The sequence below is a fragment of the Exiguobacterium sp. USCH10 genome (assembly GCF_037619445.1).
Taxonomy (GTDB): domain Bacteria; phylum Bacillota; class Bacilli; order Exiguobacteriales; family Exiguobacteriaceae; genus Exiguobacterium; species Exiguobacterium aestuarii_A.
Genome location: NZ_JAQPZO010000028.1, coordinates 1 through 710 on the forward strand (window position 1 = coordinate 1; position 710 = coordinate 710).

Consider the following 710-nt stretch of genomic DNA (forward strand, 5'->3'; position numbering starts at 1 on the left):
CCATGATAGGAAGAGAGATGGACTCGAAGTCAAACGAATAGTTCTGATTGTTCCATGTGCAGTAAGGTTTCTTTAGGATTGGGACTATTTCATATTTCGATTTCTTCGCTTTTTTAAATACGCTTTGGGCGTCTTTAATGATCTGATTCTTGACGGCACTAGGCAAATGGGCGCAAACACTTTTACTTGTCAATTTGAGCATCGCTTTAGCATCCACCATGTCAGAGATAAGTCGATTGACCGTCTCGATATATGTTTCTGCCATGCTTTTTAAAACAACTTCCTGTTCTTTTGTCGGCTTCAGTTTAATGTTAACTGTCAGCGTCTGAGACACGGTGTCACCCCCTTGTTTTTTGTTGTCCGACATAACGTTTAATCGTTTCGCTCGATACATTTCCAGCGGTGGAGACGAAATAGGATCGTGTCCAGAGACTCGGCAAATGTTGAAGATGAGGAAATTCCTCTCTTAACTTTTTAGACGTTACTCCCTTTATTTTTGCCATGATGTTAGCAGGACTCAGTGTTGGAGGGGCGTTAAGGAACATATGCGTATGATCTTTATCGCATTCCAAGGATATAATTTTGATATTCAGTTCTTCGCATATTTCGGACATCAAACCTTTGAAACGTATTTCTACATCGTTACGAAGGAATATCTTTCTTCTGTATCGAGGACAGAAAACGAAGTGATAATTGATTAGAGAAACAGT

Annotated in this window: 1 protein-coding gene and 1 pseudogene; both read right to left on the minus strand. The window is 39.9% G+C overall.

The genetic code is table 11. The annotated features are described in order from the left end of the window. A pseudogene (locus PQI28_RS15590) lies at positions 1-334 on the minus strand (RNA-guided endonuclease TnpB family protein); the annotation flags it as partial. Between the two features lie 4 nt (positions 335-338). Next, the coding region (gene tnpA, locus PQI28_RS15595) for an IS200/IS605 family transposase (protein ID WP_339963829.1) at positions 339-710 on the minus strand (372 nt) is incomplete at its 5' end.